The 17177-nt window shown below is 65.0% G+C and carries 13 protein-coding genes and 1 tRNA gene; 10 read left to right on the top strand and 4 right to left on the bottom strand.

The genetic code is table 11. The features are described 5' to 3' along the window. Positions 1–4: 4 nt before the first annotated feature. Positions 5–80: transfer RNA gene (locus BMX43_RS03095), tRNA-Lys, on the bottom strand. Positions 81–189: 109 nt separating this feature from the next. Here BMX43_RS03095 and dapF point away from each other — a divergent pair. From dapF to BMX43_RS03080, 3 genes are all read left to right on the top strand, one after another. Then, positions 190–1026: a diaminopimelate epimerase gene (gene dapF, locus BMX43_RS03090; RefSeq protein ID WP_091296564.1), complete on the top strand. Its 837-nt coding sequence runs from the start codon at positions 190–192 to the stop codon at positions 1024–1026. Next, the gene (gene mtaB, locus BMX43_RS03085; RefSeq protein ID WP_091296561.1) at positions 1023–2276 is read left to right on the top strand and encodes a tRNA (N(6)-L-threonylcarbamoyladenosine(37)-C(2))-methylthiotransferase MtaB; all 1254 of its coding nucleotides are present in this window, start codon (positions 1023–1025) and stop codon (positions 2274–2276) included. Before dapF ends, mtaB begins: the two co-directional genes overlap by 4 nt. Positions 2277–2395: 119 nt before the next feature. Continuing rightward, positions 2396–4213: a heavy metal translocating P-type ATPase gene (locus BMX43_RS03080; protein WP_245749368.1), complete on the top strand. Its 1818-nt coding sequence runs from the start codon at positions 2396–2398 to the stop codon at positions 4211–4213. 106 nt (positions 4214–4319) lie between these two features. On the opposite strand, the gene dnaJ is transcribed toward BMX43_RS03080, so the two are convergent. The 3 genes from dnaJ to BMX43_RS03065 all read right to left on the bottom strand — a co-directional run bounded on the left by dnaJ (position 4320) and on the right by BMX43_RS03065 (position 8514). Next, a complete protein-coding gene (dnaJ, locus tag BMX43_RS03075; RefSeq protein WP_091296556.1) occupies positions 4320–5480 on the bottom strand; it encodes a molecular chaperone DnaJ in 1161 nt (386 codons plus the stop codon). A 72-nt stretch (positions 5481–5552) separates the two neighbouring features. After that, positions 5553–7460, bottom strand: a complete 1908-nt coding sequence (gene dnaK, locus BMX43_RS03070; protein ID WP_091296555.1) for a molecular chaperone DnaK — start codon at positions 7458–7460, stop codon at positions 5553–5555. A gap of 235 nt (positions 7461–7695) precedes the next feature. Then, positions 7696–8514, bottom strand: a complete 819-nt coding sequence (locus BMX43_RS03065) for an ABC transporter permease (RefSeq protein WP_091296553.1) — start codon at positions 8512–8514, stop codon at positions 7696–7698. A gap of 132 nt (positions 8515–8646) precedes the next feature. Between BMX43_RS03065 and cysQ the strand changes: the two genes are divergently transcribed. The 7 genes from cysQ (at position 8647) to BMX43_RS03030 (ending at position 17174) form a co-directional block, all read left to right on the top strand. Further along, positions 8647–9441: a 3'(2'),5'-bisphosphate nucleotidase CysQ gene (cysQ, locus tag BMX43_RS03060; protein ID WP_091296551.1), complete on the top strand. Its 795-nt coding sequence runs from the start codon at positions 8647–8649 to the stop codon at positions 9439–9441. Between the two features lie 43 nt (positions 9442–9484). Next, positions 9485–10729: a glycosyltransferase family 2 protein gene (locus BMX43_RS03055; RefSeq protein WP_091296548.1), complete on the top strand. Its 1245-nt coding sequence runs from the start codon at positions 9485–9487 to the stop codon at positions 10727–10729. Between the two features lie 167 nt (positions 10730–10896). Further along, positions 10897–11796: a UTP--glucose-1-phosphate uridylyltransferase GalU gene (galU, locus tag BMX43_RS03050; protein ID WP_091296545.1), complete on the top strand. Its 900-nt coding sequence runs from the start codon at positions 10897–10899 to the stop codon at positions 11794–11796. A 3-nt stretch (positions 11797–11799) separates the two neighbouring features. Continuing rightward, complete coding sequence (locus tag BMX43_RS03045) at positions 11800–13026, top strand: glycosyltransferase family 4 protein (RefSeq protein WP_091296543.1); 1227 nt, start codon at positions 11800–11802, stop codon at positions 13024–13026. Positions 13027–13122: 96 nt separating this feature from the next. After that, the gene (locus tag BMX43_RS03040) at positions 13123–14073 is read left to right on the top strand and encodes a glycosyltransferase family 2 protein (RefSeq protein WP_091296540.1); all 951 of its coding nucleotides are present in this window, start codon (positions 13123–13125) and stop codon (positions 14071–14073) included. 10 nt (positions 14074–14083) lie between these two features. Further along, positions 14084–15781: a DUF5927 domain-containing protein gene (locus tag BMX43_RS03035; protein ID WP_091296536.1), complete on the top strand. Its 1698-nt coding sequence runs from the start codon at positions 14084–14086 to the stop codon at positions 15779–15781. A 1-nt stretch (position 15782) separates the two neighbouring features. Beyond that, the gene (locus BMX43_RS03030) at positions 15783–17174 is read left to right on the top strand and encodes a nodulation protein NodH (protein WP_091296532.1); all 1392 of its coding nucleotides are present in this window, start codon (positions 15783–15785) and stop codon (positions 17172–17174) included. The last annotated feature ends 3 nt before the right edge of the window (positions 17175–17177 follow it).

Here is a 17177-nt window from a genome sequence, read left to right as displayed (position 1 = left end):
AAAGTGGTGAGCCGGACAGGATTCGAACCTGTGACCCGCTGATTAAAAGTCAGCTGCTCTACCAACTGAGCTACCGGCCCACTCTCTGTGAGCGGCTAACTACGGAGTTCGGTCGGGGGGGTCAAGAGCGAAAAATCACAAAAACGCGGGTCTCTGGCAAAATCCCTAAATCTGGGTTACGACGCCCATATGACAGAGCTTTTCCCCCATGGCCTGCCGTTCATGAAGATGCACGGGGCAGGTAACGACTTTGTAGTGATCGATTCGCGTGGGCGCGGGGCGGTGGTGACGGCTGCGCTGGCGCGGGCGGTGGGTGATCGCAACCGCGGCGTGGGTTTCGATCAGCTGGCCGAAATCCGCGATGCGGAAGGCGCTGATTTCACGCTGGATTTCTGGAACAGCGATGGCAGCCGGGCGGGTGCTTGCGGCAATGCCACGCGCTGCGTTTCGGATTACATGATGCGGCAACTGGGCCGGGATGCGGTGACGCTGGTCACGCTGCGCGGGGGGCTGCGTGCGGTGCGGCGGGCGGATGGGCTGGTTTCGGTGAACATGGGCCAGCCGCAGCGCGACTGGGCCGAGGTGCCGCTAGCGCGGACGGTGGATACCGATCATCTGCCCTTGCCGGGCGATCCGGTGGCGGTGGGGATGGGCAATCCGCATTGCGTGTTCTTCGTGCCGGATGCCGGGGCGGTGGATGTGGCAGGCGAGGGGCGGCGCTATGAGGTGGACCCGCTGTTCCCGCAAAAGACCAATGTGGAATTTGCCAGCGTGATCGGGCCCAACCGGCTGCGGATGCGGGTGTGGGAACGCGGGGCGGGCATCACGCTGGCCTGCGGATCTGGCGCCTGTGCCACGGCGGTGGCGGCGGTGACGCGCGGGCTGACGGGGCGCCAAGTGGCGCTGGAACTGGATGGCGGCGTGCTGGAGATCGACTGGCGCGAGGATGGCGTCTGGATGGCCGGGCCGGTGGCGCATGTGTTCGACGGCGTGTTGTCGCCCGCGTTTCTGGCGGGCCTGCTATGAGCGCGCCTGTGTTCTCGACCCTCGGCTGCCGGTTGAACGCCTATGAGACCGAGGCGATGAAAGAACTGGCGGCGGCGGCGGGCGTGGAAAACGCGGTGGTGGTGAACACCTGTGCGGTGACCGCCGAGGCCGTGCGCAAGGCCAAGCAGGAAATCCGCAAGCTCGCCCGTGAAAACCCTGGCGCGCCGATCATCGTCACCGGCTGTGCGGCGCAGACCGAACCGGAAACCTTTGCCGCGATGGCCGAGGTGACACGGGTCGTCGGCAATACCGAAAAGATGCAGGCGGAAACATGGGCCAGCTTGCGCGTGCCCGATCTGATCGGCACGACGGAACGGGTGCAGGTCGATGACATCATGTCGGTCCGTGAAACGGCGGGGCATCTGATCGACGGGTTCGGGCGGCACCGGGCCTATGTGCAGGTGCAGAACGGCTGCGATCACCGCTGCACCTTCTGCATCATCCCGTTCGGGCGGGGCAATTCCCGCTCGGTGCCCGCCGGGGTGGTGGTGGAACAGATCAAGCGGCTGGTTGGCAAGGGCTTTAACGAGGTGGTGCTGACCGGGGTCGATCTCACCTCCTGGGGCGCCGATCTGCCGGCCCAGCCGCGGCTTGGCGATCTGGTGATGCGCATCCTGAAACTGGTGCCCGATCTGGCGCGGCTGCGGATTTCGTCGATCGATTCGATCGAGGCGGACGAGATGCTGATGCAGGCGATTGCCACCGAGCCGCGCCTGATGCCGCATCTGCACCTGTCGTTGCAGGCGGGCGATGACATGATCCTGAAACGGATGAAACGGCGCCATCTGCGCGACGATGCGATCCGGTTCTGCGAAGAGGCCCGGCGGCTGCGGCCCGACATGGTGTTCGGTGCCGATATCATCGCCGGATTTCCGACAGAAACCGAAGAAATGTTCGCCAATTCGCTGAAGCTGGTCGAAGATTGCGGGCTGACTTTCCTGCATGTCTTCCCGTTCAGCCCGCGCAAGGGCACGCCTGCCGCGCGGATGCCGCAGGTGAAAGGCCCGCTGGTGAAGGATCGCGCGGCGCGGCTGCGCGCAGTGGGCGACGCGGCTTTGGCGCGTCATCTGGCGGCGCAGGTCGGGCAGGTGCACCGCGTGCTGCTGGAAGGCCCGCGTCTGGGCCGGACCGAGCAGTTCACCGAAGTGGGTTTTGGCGCCGATCAGCCGGAAGGGCAGATCGTCACGGCCCGCATCACGGGGTTTGCAGGTGAGCGGCTGACTGCCTAGGGTGCGCCTGACAGCAGGAGACAGCCATGCCGCATGACCACAGCCATGATTCCGCGCCCCACGGGGAGGCTGATGAAAGCCAGCGCGAGGCGATTCTGGCCGCGATCACGCTGATCGGCATGGCGGCGGGGCTGATGGCGGAATTTCTGGCGCCGGGCTGGTGGGGCCCTGCGGGGTTGGGAGCGGTTTACCTTGCCGCCGGGGTGCCGACGCTGCTTTCGGCGCTGCGTGCGGCCTGGCGTGACCACAAGCTGGACATTGATCTGCTGATGGCGCTGGCGGCACTGGCGGCGGCGCTGGTCGGATCGGCGCTGGAAGGGGCGGTGCTGCTGACCCTGTTCACCATCTCCGAGGCGCTGGAACACCGCGCCATGGGCCGCGCCCGCCGCGCGGTGGAGGCGCTGATGGCGCTGCGCCCCGATACCGCCTTTCGCAAACGCGGCCCGGTGGTGGAAGAAGTGCCGTCCGACAGCCTGATCCCCGGCGATCTGGTGGTGGTGCGACCGGGCGGGCGCGTGCCGGTGGATGGGGTGATCGCCAGCGGCGCGGCCTCGATGGACCTGTCTACCATCACCGGCGAATCGATGCCGGTGCATAAAGGCCCCGGCGACAAGGTGTTCGAGGCGACGGTGAACCTGAACGGCGTGCTGGAGGTGACGGTGGCGCGCGGCGTGGCCGAAAGCACGGTGGCGCGCATGGTGCAACTGGTGACCGAGGCGCAGGCGGCGCGCGCCCCGTCCGAACGGTTTTCGGAATGGTTCGGGCAGCGCTATACGGTGGCGGTGCTGGTCGGCTCGCTTCTAGCCTTTGCGGCCTTCTATGCGCTGGGGCGCGGTTACGACGAATCGCTGTATCGCGCGGCCACGCTGCTGGTAGCAGCCAGCCCCTGCGCCATCGTGATCTCGGTGCCCGCCGCGATCCTGTCGGCGCTGTCGGCGGCGGCACGGGGCGGGGTGCTGTTCAAGGGCGGTGCGGCGCTGGAAATGCTGGCCGAGGTGCGGGCCTTTGCCTTCGACAAGACCGGCACCCTGACCACCGGCCGGGCCGAGGTGACGGAGATCCATGCCGCCGACCCTGCAGCCTTCCTGCGCAAGCTGGCGGGGCTGGAGGCCCATTCCGAACATCCGATTGCCGATGCGATCCGGCGTGAGATCGTCGCGCGCAATCTGGTGCCCGATCCGGTGATCGAGGTTCTGGCCCATCCCAGCGAAGGTATCACCGGGCGCGATGCCGAAGGGCCGATCTGGGCCGGGAACGCCCGCATGGCCGCGCAGATGGCCGCCGAGCTGCCGCATCTGGACGGGATGAGCGACGGGGCGCAGACGCTGATCTGGCTGGGACGCGGCACGCAGGTTCTGGGCGCGGTGACGGTGGCTGACCGCCCGCGCGCCAGTTCCCGCGCCGGGCTCGATGCCTTGCGGCAGGGTGGGGCGCAACTGGCGATGATGACCGGCGACCGCCGCGCTGTGGCCGAACGCATCGGCGCAGAACTGGGGCTGACCGGCGCCGAGATCCATGCCGATCTGCTGCCGCAAGACAAGGTGGCGCTGGTGGGAACCCTCGCAGGCCGGGGCCGGGTGGCCTTTGTCGGCGATGGGGTGAACGATGCGGCGGCGCTGGCACGGGCCGATGTCGGCATCGCCATGGGGGCTGCGGGCAGCGAGGTGGCGCTGCAGGCCGCCGATGTGGCGCTGCTGTCCGAAGAGATGAGCCAACTGGCCGCCGCCCACCGGCTGGCCCGGCGCACGGCGCGGATCATCCGACAAAACCTGATCTTCGCGCTGGGCGCCATGGCGGTGCTGGTGATCGGCGGGCTGTTCTTCGACCTGCCGCTGCCCATTGCGGTGATCGGCCATGAGGGCGGCACCATCCTTGTCGTGCTGAACGGCCTGCGCCTGCTGATCGACCCGATCCGCGTCGATCAGCGCCGCGCCTGAGGGCCGGCTTTCATCTTGGCTTAAATATCCTGGGGGAGTCGCCACAGGCGACGGGGGCAAAGCCCCCACCCTTTTTCGCAGAAAAAGGGCGCCCGAAGGCGCCCTGTCACATCTTCTTGCCGTCCCAGAAACTCTTGACCTTCGAGAAGAAGGACGAGGCTTCCGGGTTGTTTTCTTCCGACAGTTTCTCGAACTCGCGCAGCAGCTCTTTCTGCCGGGCGGTCAGGTTCACCGGGGTTTCCACCACCAGCTCGATCAGCAGATCGCCCGCCCCGCCGCCGCGCAGCGCGGGCATGCCCTTGCCGCGCAGCCGCATCTGCTTGCCGGTCTGGCTGCCTGCGGGCACCTTCACGCGGCTGCGTCCGCCGTCGATGGTGGGCACCTCGACCTCGCCCCCCATCGCGGCGGTGGCCATCGGCACCGGCACGCGGAAGAACAGATGCACGCCGTCGCGCTGGAAGATCGGGTGTTCTTTCACCTCGATGAAGATGTACAGATCCCCGGTCGGGCCGCCGCGCAGACCTGCCTCGCCTTCACCGGCCAGCCGGATGCGCGTGCCGGTTTCCACCCCTGCCGGGATGTTGACAGACAGCGCGCGTTCCTTCTCGATCCGGCCTGCGCCGCCACAGGCGCGGCAGGGGTTTTTCACCATCTGGCCGATGCCGTTGCAGGTGGGGCAGGTGCGTTCCACCGTGAAGAAGCCCTGCTGCGCCCGCACTTTGCCCAGACCCGAACAGGTCGGGCAGGTGACAGGCTCGGCCCCGCCTTCGGCGCCGGTGCCGTGACAGGAGTCACAGGCGGTGGAGGCCGGCACGTTGATGGTTTTCTGCACGCCCTTGAAGGCTTCTTCCAGCGAGACCCGCAGGTTGTAGCGCAGATCCGATCCGCGCTGCGCCCGCGTGCGCCCGCCGCCCGGGCCCCCGCGCCCGCCGCCCATGAAATCGCCGAACAGATCCTCGAACACATCCGAGAAAGCCGAGGCGAAATCGCCATTGCCGCCGCCGTTGAACCCGCCGCGCGGGCCACCGCCGCCCATGCCGCCTTCAAAGGCCGCATGGCCGTAACGGTCATAGGCCGCCTTCTTTTCGGCGTCCTTCAGAACGTCATAGGCCTCGTTCACTTCCTTGAACTGCGCCTCGGCATCCGGATTGTCGGAGTTGCGGTCGGGGTGCAGCTCTTTGGCCTTGGTGCGGTAAGCCTTCTTCAGCTCGTCCGCCGAAGCCCCGCGCGCTGCGCCGAGCACCTCGTAATAGTCGCGTTTCGCCATGGATCAACTCCCCTTCGGAACCGGAGAGGGGCGGCCCGTTGCCGGACCGCCCCCTTTCCGTTGTCCGCGGTCTTACTTCCGCTTGTTTTCGCCGAGGTCTTCGAAATCGGCGTCCACAATGTCATCATCGACCGAGCGGGGGCCATCTTCCGGTGCGCCTTCGGATTCTGCCGCCTGCGCCTTGTAGATCGCTTCGCCAAGCTTCATCGCGGCTTCCGTCAGGTTGTGGATGCCACCCTTGATCTTGCCTGCGTCTTCCGTCTTGAGGGTTTCCTCAAGCGCGCCCATCGCCAGTTCGATCACTTCGACGGTGGACGGATCCACCTTGTCGCCATGTTCATCCAGCGATTTCTTGGTCGAGTGCAGCAGGCCTTCGGCCTGGTTGCGGGCTTCCACCAGTTCCTTGCGCTTCTTGTCGGCTTCGGCATTGGCCTCGGCGTCGCGGACCATCTTTTCGATCTCGTCATCGGACAGACCGCCCGACGCCTGGATCGTGATGTTCTGCGACCGGCCAGTGCCCTTGTCTTTCGCGGACACCGACACGATGCCGTTGGCGTCGATGTCGAAGGTCACCTCGATCTGCGGCATGCCGCGCGGGGCGGGCGGGATGTCTTCCAGATTGAACTGGCCGAGGATCTTGTTGTCCGCCGCCATTTCGCGCTCGCCCTGGAACACCCGGATCGTCACGGCGTTCTGGTTGTCTTCGGCGGTCGAGAAGACCTGAGACTTCTTGGTCGGGATCGTGGTGTTGCGGTCGATCAGGCGGGTGAACACACCGCCCAGCGTTTCGATGCCCAGCGACAGCGGGGTCACGTCAAGCAGGACCACATCCTTCACGTCGCCTTGCAGCACGCCAGCCTGAATGGCGGCGCCAAGCGCCACGACCTCATCCGGGTTCACGCCCTTGTGGGGTTCCTTGCCGAAGAACTTGGTCACTTCCTCGATCACGCGCGGCATCCGGGTCATCCCGCCGACCAGAACCACCTCGTCGATATCGGCGGTGGTCAGGCCTGCGTCTTTCAGCGCGGCCTGGCAGGGCTTGATCGAGGCCTTGATCAGATCGCCGACAAGGCTTTCCAGCTTGGCGCGGGTCAGCTTCATCACAAGGTGCAGCGGCGTGCCCGAGTTGCGGTCCATCGAGATGAACGGCTGGTTGATCTCGGTCTGCTGGCTGGACGACAGCTCAATCTTGGCCTTTTCAGCGGCTTCCTTCAGGCGCTGCAGGGCCATCTTGTCCTGCGTCAGGTCAACGCCATGCTCTTTCTTGAACTCGTCAGCCAGGTAGTTGACGATGCGCATGTCGAAGTCTTCGCCACCGAGGAAGGTGTCGCCGTTGGTCGATTTCACTTCGAACAGGCCATCGTCGATTTCAAGGATGGTGATGTCGAAGGTGCCGCCGCCGAGGTCGTAGACGGCGATGGTCTTGGTGTCTTTCTTGTCGAGCCCGTAGGCCAGAGCAGCGGCCGTCGGCTCGTTGATGATGCGCAGCACGTCCAGACCGGCGATCTTGCCCGCGTCCTTGGTGGCCTGACGCTGGGCGTCGTTGAAATAGGCCGGAACGGTGATCACGGCCTGAGTGACGGTTTCGCCCAGATAGGCCTCGGCGGTTTCCTTCATCTTCTGAAGGATCATCGCAGACACTTGCGAGGGCGAATATTTCTCGCCGCGCACTTCGACCCAGGCGTCGCCGTTCCCGCCATTCACGACGGCATAGGGCAGGTTCTTCTTGTCCTTGGCGATATGCGCATCATCGGCGCGGCGGCCGATCAGACGCTTCACTGCGAAAACAGTGTTTGCCGGGTTGGTGACGGCCTGCCGTTTGGCGGCCTGACCGACCAGACGTTCGGTTTCGGTGAAACCGACGATGGAGGGGGTGGTGCGGGCACCTTCGGAGTTTTCGATGACGCGCGGCTGCGATCCGTCCATGATGGCGACGCAGGAGTTCGTGGTCCCGAGGTCGATCCCGATGACTTTGGCCATGATATGCTACCTCTTCTTGCGGCGATGTTATGGGGGCAGAGCCTCAACAGGCCTCTGACCCCGATCCCAGTTGAGCGGCCGGGGCGGCCTGCCCCGATCCGGCTTCTGGGCGTATATAGGCAGCAGGTTTCGAGCCTGCAAGCGTCACGCGGCTGTGACATGACGCGGATTATCGGCTTTTTTTCCGATTGCGTCCGCAGAGCCCGAATTGCCGACGAAAAGGCCCGCCTCAGGCTTAGCCGCGCGCGCTCCAGCTGGCGGAAATGTGCTTGCGGGTGAAGAATTCCCCCATCAGTCCCAGCACGATGGTCGCCGCCGCGATCCAGACCGGATAGCTGATCGAGCTGTTATGCGGGTTGTAGTTCAGGAAGATGAACCCGCGCCCTTGGTCGATGGTGTGGAACAGCGGATTCCAGTCGAACCATTGCAGGATGCGGCTGGGGGTGTTGTTGGCGACGAACATCTTGCCCGAGGCGATCATGTTGGCGCGCATGTAGACCTTGACGATGATGCCGATCAGGTCGGGTGACCAGGGTTTGGCGGCCAGGAAGATCATGCCGATGCCGATGCCGCTGGCCCAGGAGACGAGCAGCATGGCCAAGGCCCCCACCGGCTCGTGTATGGTGATGGGTGAAACGATGGCGTGGTAGAAGAACAGCACGAAGCAGATCGACAGGATCTGGATGTAAAGGGTGCTGAGCGCCGCTGCGGCAATGGCGATGATGGTGTTCATCGGCGCGTGCAGCATCATCGAAGAGGTTGGCCCTTCGGCCCCCGACACCGCGCCCATCGTCTTGGAATGGGTCATGAACATGAAGATGCCCGACATCACGAACAGGATCGGGTCGCCCCGGATCTGCCCGCGCTGGCCGAAGATATGCGAGATGACCCAGAACACCGCGACGAGGATCAGGGTCTGGACCACGTTCATCACCAGCCCAAGCATGGCATTGCCATGACCCTTGCGGATATTGCGGACCGAGGCATGGAAGATCAGCGCCAGCAGCCCGAAGGCGGAACTGGCGCGGGATCGGGATCGTTCGGCGCTGAACATGCTGCGGACCTCTTTGGCGGCGATGCGCCATTCTGCGCGGGATGTCTTGCCGATCCCTTGACGAGCGATGATAAGATGTCTTGAAAAATTTGCAACCGCGCGGCCTTGTGCCGCCCCCCGGAGCCTTCCTGAATGGATTTTGCCCGCCTCGTTCCTGTCATGCGCCGCCTTGCCCTCGAAGCCGGGGACCGGATCATGGAAATCTACAATTCGCCGGAATTCGAGGTGAAGGCCAAAAGCGATGCCAGCCCGGTGACCGAGGCGGACGAGGCGGCGGATGCGCTGATCTCTGCCGGGCTGCGGGCCGAATTCCCGGAGGTGACGCTGATCACCGAAGAACAGGCGGCCAGCCACGGGCTGAGCGCACAGACCTTTCTGATCGTCGATCCGCTGGACGGCACGAAAGAATTCATCCAGCGCCGCGGCGATTTCACGGTGAACATCGCCTATGTGCAGGATGGCGTGCCGCTGCGCGGTGTCGTCTATGCCCCGGCGCAGGGGCGGCTGTTCTACACGCTGGAAGACGGCTCGTCGGTGGAAGAAACTGGCGCGCTGGACAAGGCGATGCCCGGACCGCGCAGCCCGATCGGCGTCAGCACGCCGGACAATGGCGCGCTGATGGTCGTGGCGTCGAAAAGCCACCGCGATCAGGCGACGGACGATTACATCGGCAAATATGCGGTGAAGGACATGAAATCGGCTGGCAGCAGCCTGAAATTCTGTCTGGTGGCCACGGGCGAGGCGGATCTGTATCCGCGTCTGGGTCGTACGATGGAATGGGATACGGCGGCGGGCGATGCGGTGCTGCGCGGCGCCGGCGGTCATGTGGTGCGGTTCGACGATCACACGCCGCTGGCCTATGGCAAATCGGGTTGGGACAACCCGTTCTTCATCGCCTACGCCCCCGGCGTGGACCTGAAGAAGTGACAGAGATGCGCCGCAGCCTTGCGGCGCAGGGTGGGGCGGCGGGATGACCCCGCTGCCCGCCCCCCCGATTCCCGCCAGTCTGATCATCGTCAGCCGCCACCGTCCCGAAGCCTTGCGGCGGGCGGTGACGGCGGTGCGGCAACTGGATTATCCGGCGCTGGAACTGGTGATCGTGGCAGATCCGGCGGGCTGTGCCGCCGTGGCGGGGCAACCCGCGAAGATCGTACCCTTCGATACCCCCAACATTTCCGCCGCGCGCAATCTGGGTCTGCAGGTGGCGGCGGGCGAGGTGGTGCTGTTTCTGGATGACGACGCGGTGCCCGAACCGACATGGGCCGCGCGGTTGCTGGCCCCCTTTGCCGATGCACGGGTGATCGCCGCTACCGGATTCGTGCGCGGGCGCAACGGCTTTTCGTTTCAGTGGCTGGCATCCGAGGTGGATGCGCTGGCGCAGGATCATCCGCTGGCGGTACCGGAAGGGGTCAGCCTTCATGCGGGCAGGCCGGGGCGCGCGGTCAAGACGCAGGGCACGAATTGCGCCTTTCGCCGGGACATGCTGCTTGCGGCGGGAGGATTTGACCCCGCGCTGCACTTCTATCTGGACGAGGCCGATGTGAACCTGCGGCTGGTGGGGCAGGGGCTGACGGCAGTCGTGGCGGATGCACAGGTGCATCATGGTTTTGCCGCCAGCGCCCGGCGCCGGGCAGACCGGGTGCCACTGACGCTGCAAGAGATCGCCGCCTCGACTGCCGTTTTCCTGCGTCGCCACGCGCCGGGGGCTGCCGCTGCCGGTCTGGCGCGGCTGCGCGGCGAACAGCGGGCGCGGCTGCTGCGGCTGATGGTCGAAGGCCGGATCGAGCCGGGCGAGGTGAGGCGACTGCTGGCCGGGCTGGAGGCGGGCTGGCGCGACGGGATGGCGCGGGCACTGCCCGATCTGGTGCCGCTGTCGCGGGTGGACAGGACGTTCCAGCCCCTGCCCCTGACCGTGCGGCCACATCAGGTGCTGGCCGGACGTGTCTGGCAGGCCGGGCGGCTGGCGCGTGTGGCGCGGCAGGCGGTGGCAGACGGTGCGGTGGTCACGCTGTTCCGGTTCAGCCCGACGGCACTGCGCCACCGCCACCGCTTTCACCCGGATGGCTATTGGGAACAAGTCGGCGGGATTTTCGGTGCCGCAGACCGGGCTGAACCGGCCTTTGCCCTGCGCACGTTCGCGGCCTGCCTCGGCAAGGAAAGCGCGCGATGGGCAAAGCTGCGCCTATCCGGGCCGGAGGTTGGCGGCTCTGCTTGAGCTACCCCCGCCAAAAGGATATTGCTTGCTTGTATTTGGGGCACCAGACACGATCAATTTTTGCGGTTTTCACCTTTTTCGCTGAATACCGGATCAGATTGAGGTAGTTTGTCCTGAAACCCCCGAAATGGGGTGTCGCAACGCGGTAAAAAGATTCGAGCGAGCACATGAAAATGAAGAAGGTCACCAAGGCGGTCTTCCCGGTTGCAGGGATGGGGACGCGGTTCCTGCCTGCCACCAAGTCCATTCCCAAGGAAATCATGACGTTGGTGGACCGCCCGCTGATCCAGTACGCGATCGACGAGGCGCGGGCTGCCGGGATCAAGGAATTCATCTTCGTGACGTCGCGCGGCAAATCCGCGCTGGAAGATTACTTTGATCACGCGCCGGAGCTGGAAAGCAACCTGCGCCGCGCGGGCAAGACCGACCTGCTGGAGATCCTGAAGGATACCAACATGGATTCGGGCGCCATCGCCTATGTCCGCCAGAATCGCGCGATGGGGCTGGGCCACGCGGTGTGGTGCGCGCGTCGTCTGATCGGCAACGAGCCCTTCGCCGTGTTGCTGCCCGATGATGTGATCGCCGCAGAAAAGCCCTGTCTGGCCCAGATGGTCGAAGCCTACGAACAGACCGGCGGCAATATGGTGGCCACGATGGAAGTGCCGCCGTCCAAGGCTTCGTCTTATGGCGTGCTGGATGTCGAGGAAGACATGGGCGCCATCGTGAAGGCCAAGGGTATGGTTGAAAAGCCCAAGGCGGAAGACGCGCCATCGAACCTTGCGGTGATCGGGCGTTATATCCTGTCGCCGAAGGTGATGGTGAACCTGAACAAGATGCGTCAGGGCGCGGGTGGCGAGATTCAGTTGACCGATGCCATCGCCGAGGAAATCGGCGAAGGCGGCACTGGCGTCTATGGCTATCGCTTCCGCGGCCAGCGCTACGATTGCGGCTCGAAAGCCGGGTTCCTGCAGGCCACGGTGGCCTTCGGCATGGCCCGCCCGGACCTGCGCGATGAATTCTCGGCCTATCTGCACGAGACCATCGCCCAGCAGAAGGCCGCGCAGTAATCCGTGGCGCCGCCGCGTCTGCTGGACCTGACGCGCCTTGTGTCGCGTCTGGGACGGGGGGCGCTGACCGGCGTTGACCGGGTGGAGCTGGCCTATCTGGACCGATTTCTGAAGGGGGACGCCTGCGAGGGCGCCCCCCTTTTTGCATTGGTGCGCGGCGTGGGCGGATTTGCGCTGCTGGATGCGGCGGGGGCGGCCTGGGTGGCGGCGGTGGCGCGCGGGCAGGTGACGGTGGCGCCTGCGGGCTGGCTGGCGCGGCGGCTGCGGCGGGGCGACCCGCTGCGCGCCGATGCCGAGGCGCAGGTGCGGCGCCGGGCGCTGGCATGGGCGCCGGTCTGGGCGGTGGGGCGGCTGTTGCGGCGCCTGCCTGTAGGCACGCGCTATTTCAATGTCGGCCATGCCAATCTGACCGATGGGCTTCTGGCGGCATTTCAGGGGGCGGGAGTTCGGGTGGCGGTGCTGGTGCATGACGTGATCCCGCTGGACCACCCGGAGTTCACCCGCCCCGGTATCCCCGAGGTGTTCGGACGCAAGATGGCGGCGGTGGCGCGGCGGGCCGATCTGGTGATTCACTCCACCCAAGAGGCCCGCAACCGGACCGAGGCGCAGTTCTTGCGATTCGGGCGGGTGCCACCGGGCCGCGTGGCAGCGCTGGGCGTGCCGGTTGCGGCGCCCGCGCCGCTGGATCTGCCGGGGCTGGACCGAACGCGCCCTTATTTCGTAGCGGTAGGCACCATCGAGCCGCGCAAGAATCATGCCCTGCTGCTGGATCTGTGGCAGGCGCTGGCCATACATCTGCCCCGCGACCAGATGCCGCAACTGGTGATTGCGGGTGGCCGGGGCTGGTGCAACGAAGCCGTGTTCCGCAGGCTGGATGCGCGCCCCGAACAGGTGGTCGAGGCGCCGGGGTTGGGCGATGGCGCTTTGGTGACGCTGATCCAAGGGGCAGAGGCCCTGCTGTTCCCTAGCCTGGCCGAAGGGTTCGGCCTGCCCCCGGCCGAGGCGGCGGCGCTGGGCGTGCCAGTCTTTGCCAACCCGCTGCCCGTCATCCGCGAGGTTATGGGCGACTACCCGGTTTACCTAGATGCGACAGATAGTTATTCTTGGCTGGAAACAATGCTGCAGGTTACTCGGCAGCCAGTTGCGCAAAGGAGGAGAGGCGCGGCGGGGGGGTGGAATCCGCCCGATTGGGAGACGCATTTCAATACGGTCTTAAGCTCCGTCTGGTAGACGGCGCAATATGGCAGGTTCGGAGTATAGCAGGGCTTGAGTATCCTGACGACATACCGGCTTCGGCTGGCGCGCAAACGCTGGCGCATCCGTGCCATGCGCAAGCGGCGCGAGCTGCGACCTGTTGTCAGCCGCGTGGCGGCGATCCGGCCCGATAGCCTGTTGCTGTTTTCGACCCTGCGCAACGAACTGGTCCGCCTGCCGTATTTCCTGCGCTATTACCGCGAATTGGGCATCAATCATTTCCTGATCGTAGACAATGGCAGCGATGACGGGTCACGCGAGTATCTGGCGGAACAGCCGGATGTCTCTCTCTGGACCACGGATCACAGCTATAAACGGTCGCGCTTCGGGGTGGATTGGCTGAACTGGTTGCAGATGCGCTATGGGCATGGCCATTGGACGCTGGTGGTAGACCCGGATGAATTCTTCATCTACCCGTTCTGCGACACCCGGCCGTTGCGCGCGCTGACCGACTGGCTGGATGCCAGTTCGATCAAGTCCTTTTCGGCGATGATCCTGGACATGTATCCCAAAGGGCCGATCGGGGCGCAGCCCTACCGCACCGGGCAAGACCCGTTCGAGATCGCCAAATGGTTCGACAGCGGCAACTACGTCATCTCGAAAAACCGTGCCTATGGCAACCTGTGGATTCAAGGCGGGCCGCGGGCACGGACCTTCTTTGCCGATGCGCCCGAACGCGCCCCGGCGCTGAACAAGATCCCGCTGGTGAAATGGCACCGCGATTACGCTTATGTCAGTTCCACCCATATGCTGCTGCCACGCGGCCTGAACCTCGTCTATGACGAATGGGGCGGCGAAAAGGCCAGCGGCTGCCTGCTGCATGCCAAGTTCCTCGACACTTTCGCGGTGAAGGCGGATGAGGAGATGGCCCGCCAGCAGCACTATGCCAACAGCCACGAGTACCGTGCCTACAAGGCCGCGATGGACGACAGCCCCGACCTGTGGTGCAAGTGGAGCGAGAAATACATCAACTGGCGCCAGCTGGAGATTCTCGGGCTGATGTCGAAGGGCAACTGGGCATGAGGGGGCAGAGGTGAGCGTCGGCTTTGTCATGCTCTGCCATACGGCCTTCGACCGCGCCGCGCAGGTGGCGCGTCACTGGGCCGGGCATGGCTGCCCGGTGGTCATCCATGTGGACAAGCGGGTGAAGGGCAAGACGGTGCGCAAGCTGATGCGCGATCTGGCCGATGTGCCTGACGTGCGCTTTTCGTCCCGCCATGCCTGCGAATGGGGCACCTGGGGGTTGGTGGCGGCGACGCAGGCGGCGGCGGGCCTGATGTTGCGTGAATTTCCGGGGGTTCGGCATGTCTATCTCGCCTCCGGCTCCTGCCTGCCGCTGCGCCCGGTATCGGAACTGGTGGCCTATCTGGACGAGCGGCCCAAGACCGATTTCATCGAAAGCGTCACGACCGAGGATGTCGGCTGGACGGTGGGCGGGTTGAACATCGAACGGTTCACGCTGCGCTTTCCGTTTTCGTGGCGCAAGAACCGGCGGCTGTTCGATGGCTATGTGCGGCTGCAACGGCGGCTGGGCTTCAAGCGGCGCATCCCGCCGGGGCTGGTGCCGCATCTGGGCAGCCAGTGGTGGTGCCTGACCCGGCAGACACTGAGCGCGATTCTGGAAGACCCGGAGCGGGAGAGCTATGAGCGGTACTTCCAGCGCGTCTGGATCCCGGATGAAAGCTATTTTCAAACGCTGGTGCGGCAGGTGTCGGGCAATGTGGAAAGCCGGTCGCTGACCCTGTCCAAGTTCGATTTCCAAGGCAAGCCGCATATCTTTTACGATGATCACCTGCAATTGCTGCGCAAATCGGATTGCTTCGTGGCGCGCAAGATCTGGCCGCAGGCGGACAAGCTGTATCGCGCGTTCCTGACCGAAGATCCCGGCGCGCAGGCGGTGGCAGAGCCCAATCCCGGCAAGATCGACCGGCTGTTCGCCAAAGCGGTGGAGCGGCGGACGAAGGGGCGGGCGGGCCTCTATATGCAAAGCCGCTTCCCCAATCAGGATTGGGAAAACGGCATGACCGCCGCGCCCTATTCGGTGTTCGAGGGCTTTGCGGAGCTGTTCGAGAATTTCGAAACCTGGCTGGGTAAGGTGGCGGGGGTGCGGGTGCATGGCCATCTGTTTGCACCAGACCGCGTGCGCTTTTCCGGGGGCGAGACGGTCTATAATGGTTCGATGGGCGACAGCGCGATGCTGCGCGATTACAACCCGCGCAGTTTTCTGGTGAACCTGATCTGGAACACCCGGGGCGAACGGCAGTGTTTCCAGTTTGGCCCGGCGGACGAGCAGAAGATTTCCGAATTCCTGTCGCGCGATCCCCATGCGCAGATCTCGGTGATCTCGGGTGCCTGGGCGGTGCCGCTGTTCCATTCCAACCGCAATTTCAGCGACATCCGGCGCGAGGCTGCGCTGCTGCAAAAGATCGAATCGCAGCATCTGGCGGTGTTGCGCGGGCTGCATGTGAAGGCGCGGGTGCGGATCTGGACGCTGGCGGATTTCGTCGAAAACCCGATGGAGCCGCTGCAAAGCATCATCGACGAGATCGGGCCCCGCGCCCCCCGCCGCCTGACCGAGGCGCCGCGCATGGCGGATCTGACCGGCTTTGGCCAGTTCCTGCAGAACCTGCGCAATCAGGGGATGCAGCCGGTTCTGATGGGCGATTTCCCGGCGGGCGACGATCCGCGCCCCGGCAACACGCGGCGTGGCCGCCCCTATCTGGTGAAGTAGTTTGGCAGGCAAGTTCACGTCCTTCGTGATGTTCGCGGAAATGCGCACCGGCTCCAACTTTCTGGAGGCGAATTTGAACCTGCTGCCGGGCGTGATGTGCCATGGCGAGGTGTTCAACCCGCATTTCATTGGAAAGAAAGACAATTTCAGCCTGTTTGACATCGACATGGCGGCGCGCGATGCCGATCCGCACGCGATGCTGGCGGCGCTGCGGGCGCAGACCGATGGCTTGGCGGGCTTCCGGTTGTTCCACGACCATGATGCGCGGGTGATTGCCGCGGTGCTGGCCGACCCCGCTTGCGCCAAGATCATCCTGACGCGCAACCCGGTGGAAAGCTATGTCAGCCTGAAGATCGCGCAGGATACCGGGCAATGGCGGCTGACCAATGCCAGCAAGCTGAAAACCGCGCGGGTGCCGTTCAACGCGCCGGAATTCGAGGCGCATCTGACGGGGCTGCAAGAGTTTCAGATCCTGCTGATGAACAGCCTGCAATGCAGTGGGCAGACGGCCTTCTATATTGATTACGAAGATCTGCAGGATCTGGGCGTGTTGAATGGCCTTGCGGCATGGCTGGGGGTGGCGGGGCGGCTGGATGCGGTGGACCCAAAGCTGAAAAAGCAGAACCCCGAAGAGATCACCGACAAGGTGCTGAACCCGGCCGAGATGGAAGCGGCGCTGGCGCGGCTGGATCGGTTCAACCTGGCCCGCACCCCGAATTTCGAACCGCGGCGGACGGCGGCAATTCCGTCTTTCGTGGCGGCGGCGGATGCGGGGCTGTTGTTCATGCCGGTGAAAGGCGCGCCGGATGCCGAGCTGCGCGCTTGGCTGGGGCGGATCGGCAAGGGCGGGGTTGTCACCGATTTCGTGCAAAAGACGCTGCGGCAATGGAAGCGCGCCAACCCCGCGCATCGCAGCTTTGCCGTGCTGCGCCACCCGCTGCCGCGCGCTTGGGCGGGCTATTTGCAGGTGCTGGCGGGGGGCGATGACCTCAATCTGCGCCGCCTGCTGGTCAAGGCCTATCAGCTGCCGCTGCCACCTGCCGACGCCCCGCCCGAGGCGCTGCGCGAGGGGTTTCTGGCCTTTCTGCGCTGGCTGAAGATCTATCTGGGCGGGCAGACCGGGCAGAAGATCGACCCGGCGCTGGCAAGCCAGACAGCGGTATTGCAGGGGTTCGCGCAGTTTCAGGGCCCTGATCTGCTGATCCGCGAGGAACGGCTGACCGAAGGGCTGGCCTTCCTTGCGGCAGAGCTGGGCCTTGTGGCCCCACCCGGGCCGACGTTGGCGGCGGATGCCCGGCTGCTGGCGATCTGCGATGCCGAACTGGAAGACGCCGCGCGCGACGCCTATCAGCGCGACTATGTGGGATACGGCTTTGGCCGCTGGCGGGCCTGACGC

The sequence above is a fragment of the Gemmobacter aquatilis genome, from assembly GCF_900110025.1.
Taxonomy (GTDB): Bacteria; Pseudomonadota; Alphaproteobacteria; order Rhodobacterales; family Rhodobacteraceae; genus Gemmobacter; species Gemmobacter aquatilis.
This window is presented reverse-complemented; position numbering and strand designations above follow the sequence as displayed.